This window comes from Acidibrevibacterium sp., from assembly GCF_049965395.1.
GTDB classification, from domain to species: domain Bacteria; phylum Pseudomonadota; class Alphaproteobacteria; order Acetobacterales; family Acetobacteraceae; genus Acidibrevibacterium; species Acidibrevibacterium fodinaquatile.
The window spans coordinates 1-4,461 of sequence record NZ_JBMFWJ010000087.1 but is presented as its reverse complement, the minus strand read 5'-3'; the positions used below and the strand labels follow the sequence as shown (position 1 = coordinate 4,461).

At 70.8% G+C, this 4,461-nt stretch carries 5 protein-coding genes; all 5 read right to left on the bottom strand.

Going from position 1 to position 4,461, the window contains the following annotated elements; all coding sequences use genetic code 11:
* The coding region (locus tag ACP5M5_RS14325; RefSeq protein WP_427938475.1) for a nicotinate-nucleotide adenylyltransferase at window positions 1–677 on the bottom strand (677 nt) is incomplete at its 3' end.
* A complete protein-coding gene (locus tag ACP5M5_RS14320; RefSeq protein ID WP_427938472.1) occupies window positions 658–1,983 on the bottom strand; it encodes a glutamate-5-semialdehyde dehydrogenase in 1,326 nt (441 codons plus the stop codon). The genes ACP5M5_RS14325 and ACP5M5_RS14320, both read right to left, overlap by 20 nt.
* 8 nt (window positions 1,984–1,991) lie before the next feature.
* Window positions 1,992–3,113, bottom strand: coding sequence for a glutamate 5-kinase (proB, locus tag ACP5M5_RS14315; protein WP_427938469.1), 1,122 nt, complete (start codon window positions 3,111–3,113; stop codon window positions 1,992–1,994).
* Window positions 3,110–4,108: a GTPase ObgE gene (gene obgE, locus ACP5M5_RS14310; protein ID WP_427938468.1), complete on the bottom strand. Its 999-nt coding sequence runs from the start codon at window positions 4,106–4,108 to the stop codon at window positions 3,110–3,112. The genes proB and obgE overlap by 4 nt, the downstream gene beginning before the upstream one ends.
* An 83-nt stretch (window positions 4,109–4,191) precedes the next feature.
* Window positions 4,192–4,461, bottom strand: coding sequence for a 50S ribosomal protein L27 (rpmA, locus tag ACP5M5_RS14305; RefSeq protein ID WP_114912256.1), 270 nt, complete (start codon window positions 4,459–4,461; stop codon window positions 4,192–4,194).

The following is a 4,461-nucleotide window of genomic DNA, read 5'->3' as shown; positions in this document are numbered from 1 at the left end:
GGGGGATGGGGGGCGGGGAATGGCGGTTCTCCGTTCTCTCTGAGATGCCTCGCGCGGAGCGCGCTCGCCGAGGCGGGATTTTGCGCAACCTGCAGAAAAACCCAGGCAGGCGGGGCGAGCTGCGCCAAGGCAGGCGCCATGCCCGGGTTTTTGAGCGCATGGCGCAGCGTGCGGGCGGCGCGGCTCGCGCGGGCACGGCCATTGTAAGCGGGCCGAGGATGGACGGCTAGCGGGAGCCGCCGCGCGATCTCGCGCCAGCCCCGCCAGCGCGGCAATTCTTCGAGCAAATCGGCGCCCATCAGCCAGACGAAGCGCGCGCGTGGAAAACGACGCTGCAACGCGGCGATGGTATCGCGGCTGAAGCGGGTGCCGAGCCGCGCCTCGATCCCGGTTGCGATGATGCGGCGGCCATCGGCGATGGCACGCGCCGAGGCGAGGCGCGCGACGAACGGCGCCATGCCGGCCGGCGTCTTGAGCGGATTGCCCGGCGAGACCAGAAGCCAGACCTGATCAAGGCGCAAGGCGCGGCGGCATTGCGCTGCAATCAGGCGATGGCCGGCATGCGCGGGGTTGAAGGAGCCGCCGAGGAGGCCGATGCTCACCCGCCGCCGGTCGCCGAAACGCGGCGGCTCCGCGGCACCCGGCGCGAGCGCGCTCTCAGGGGCGGATCTGGCCACTGCCCTCAACGAGATAGCGAAAGCTGGTGAGCTGTTCGAGCCCGACCGGGCCGCGGGCATGGATGCGCCCGGTCGCGATACCGATCTCGGCGCCGAAGCCAAATTCGCCGCCATCGCAAAACTGCGTGGAGGCGTTCCAAAGCCCGACCGCACTGTCGATGCCGGCGAGGAAGGCTTCCGCCGCCGCGCGATCCTCGGCGATGATCGCCTCGGTGTGCGCGCTGCCATGGCGGGCGATGTGGGCGAGCGCCTCGGCAATCCCCTCCACCACTTTGACCGAGAGCATGGGCGCCAGCCACTCGGTATCGAAATCCTCTGGTGCAGCCGCGGGCAGGTCGGGGAGGATCGCCCGCGCCTTGGGATCGGCGCGGAACGCGCAGCCGAGGGCAGCGAGATCGGCGACGATGAGGGGCAGCAGCGTCGGCGCGATAGCGGCGTCGATGAGCAGCGTCTCGGTCGCGCCGCAAACACCAGGGCGGCGCATCTTGGCATTGGCGACGATGCGGCGCGCCATGGCGGGATCGGCGCTGGCATGGACATAGGTGTGACAAAGCCCTTCGGCATGGGCGAGCACCGGCACCCGCGCCTCGCGCTGCACCCGCTCGACCAGGGCCTTGCCGCCGCGCGGGATGATGAGGTCGATGACGCCGCCGCCGGCAAGCATCGCGCCGACATAGGCGCGGTCGGAATTTGGCGCGATCTGCACCGCCGCCTCCGGCAACCCAGCTTCGCGCAGCCCCGCACTGATCGCCGCCTGGATTGCGCGCGCGCTCCGCAAACTCTCCGAGCCGCCGCGCAGGATCACCGCATTCCCCGATTTCAGGCATAGGCCAGCGGCGTCCGCCCCGACATTGGGGCGGCTCTCATAAATCATGCCGATGACACCGATCGGGGTTGCAATGCGCCGGAAGCGGAGCCCGTTCGGCCGCTGCCATGCGGCGAGCACGCGGCCGAGCGGGTCGGGCTGCGCTGCGATCTCCACAAGCCCCGCCGCCATCGCCGCGAGCCGCGCCGGGGTCAGGAGCAGCCGGTCACGAAAGGCGCCGGTACTGGCCGAGGCCGCGAGATCGGCCTGATTGGCGGCGAGAATCTCGGCCTCCGCCGCCCGTAATGCCCTGGCGGCGGCATCGAGCGCCGCATCGCGGGCGGCAACCGGGCTCATCGCCAACGCCCGCGCTGCCGCCCGCGCCGCACCGCCAGCCGCGCGGAGCCAGGCCGAGGCAGACGCGGCCGGCGTGCTGCGCTCGTCATCGGCGATTTGATCCATCCCTGCCCCTCCCCCGCCGCGCTGGCGGCTTTCGCTCACGGCGGCGCTCATACTAGCGCCAAATCGTCGCGATGGATAAGCTCATCGCGGCCACGCCAGCCGAGAATCTCGGCGATCGCCGCCGAGCGATGGCCGATGATGCGCGCTGCATCCTCGCTCGCATAAGCAGACAAGCCGCGCGCCAGCACGCGCCCCGCGGCGTCGCGCACCAGGATCGGATCGCCGCGCTCGAACCGCCCTTCGATCGCGGTGACCCCAGCGGGGAGGAGCGAGCGCCCGGCGGCGAGCGCGCGCGCCGCGCCGGCATCGATGGTCACACTCCCGAGCGGCTGCAAGCTGCCGAGGAGCCAGCGTTTCCGCGCCGAACGCCCCTCCGGCGCCGGCAGGAACCAGGTGCAGCGCCCCCCTTCGGCGAGTGCGCGCAAGGGATGCGGCGCCTCGCCCGGCGCGATCGCCATGGCGCAGCCGGCGCCGGTCGCAATCCGCGCGGCGACGAGCTTGGTGCGCATCCCGCCCGAGGAATAGCCCGGCGGCGGCGCGCCGCCCATCGCCTCGATCTCGGGGGTGATCGCCGTAACCACCGGCAGATGCCGCGCCGTCGCCTCAAGCCTTGGGTCGGCGGTATAGAGTCCGTCAATGTCGGAGAGCAGGATGAGTTGGTCGGCGCCAACCATCTCGGCGACCCGCGCGGCGAGGCGGTCATTGTCGCCGAAGCGGATCTCCGCCGTCGCGACGGTGTCGTTTTCGTTGATCACCGGCACCGCGCGCAGCTTGAGGAGCGTCGCGAGCGTTGCCCGCGCGTTGAGATAGCGGCGCCGGTCTTCGGTATCGCCGAGGGTGAGCAGCAATTGCGCGGCGATGATGTCGTGCGCGGCGAGGGCAGCGCTCCAGGCGCTGGCGAGGCGGATCTGGCCGACCGCCGCCGCGGCCTGCTTCTCCTCGAGCCGCAGCCGCCGTGCCGCCAGCCCAAGGCTGCGGCGCGCCAGCGCGATCGCGCCGGAGGAGACCACGATCACCTCGGTGCCATTGGTTCTGAGTGCGGCGATATCCTCGACCAGGGCCGCGAGCCAGGCGGCACGAGGGGCAGCGCGGGCAGCGTCGACGACGAGCGCGCTGCCGATCTTGACGACGAGCCGGCGCGCCTCCGAGAGCCGTGGGGTGCCGCTCACCGCCGCGCCTCGTCGATGTGGTCCTTGATCGTGCGCAGCAGAGCGGCGACCCCCGCCCCGCTTACCGCCGAGATCAGCGCGACCGGGGCACCCGTTGCGCGGGCAAGAGCGGCGCGGCGTGCTGCCGCCTCACGCGCACTCATCGCATCGGCCTTGGTAAGGACCACGATCTCGGGCTTCTCGGCGAGCCCGGCGCCATAGGCCGCGAGTTCGCCCCGCACCGTGCGCCAGGCGCGCACCACGTCGCCGGCGGCGCCATCGATGAGGTGAACCAGGACCGCGCAGCGCTCGACATGGCCGAGAAACCGGTCGCCTAGCCCCGCTCCCGCATGCGCGCCTTCGATCAGGCCGGGGATGTCGGCGAGCACGAATTCCTCGGTCGCGCCGAGCCGCACCATGCCGAGGCCGGGGGTGAGGGTGGTGAAGGGATAATCGGCGATTTTCGGCCGCGCCGCCGAAGCGGCGGCGAGAAAGGTCGATTTGCCGGCATTGGGGAGGCCGACGAGGCCGGCATCGGCGATTAGCTTGAGCCGTAGCCAGACCCAGCGTTCCTCGCCGGCAAATCCCTTATCGGCGCGGCGGGGCGCGCGGTTGGTGCTCGATTTGTAATGCGCATTGCCGAACCCGCCATCGCCGCCCCGCAGCAAGACCAGGCGCTGGCCGGGCTGGTCGAGATCGGCGAGGAGGGTCTCGCGATCTTCGTCGAAAATCTGCGTCCCCACCGGCACCGCGATCTCGACCGCGGGGGCATTGGCGCCGGTGCGGTCGGCGCCGGCGCCGTTGCCGCCCTTGCGGGCGCGGAAATGCTGCGTGTAGCGAAAATCGATCAGGGTGTTGAGGTTGGCCACAGCCACGAACACGATATCGCCGCCGCGCCCGCCATTGCCGCCGTCGGGGCCGCCAAATTCGATGTATTTCTCGCGCCGGAAGGCGACAACACCGTCCCCGCCGTCACCCGAGCGGAGATAGATCTTGGCTTGATCGAGGAATTTCATGGCCTGCGGCGTTGGGGCTGGGGCACGCAAAAAGGGGCCGGCGCGCGCCGACCCCTAGGAATGCGAGGGAATGCGCGCCGCGCTTATTCAGCAGCGACCGGCGGTTTAGTGACGGAGACATAAACCCGCGCCCCGGCTTTGCGCTCAAAGCAGACCCTTCCATCGACGAGAGCGAAAATCGTGTGGTCGCGCCCGAGCCCGACATTGCGGCCGGGGCGGACCTTGGTGCCACGCTGGCGGATGATGATGTTGCCGGCGCGGACTTCCTGGTCGCCGAATTTCTTGACGCCGAGGCGACGGCCTTCGGTATCGCGCCCGTTGCGCGAGGAGCCGCCGGCTTTCTTGTGGGCCAT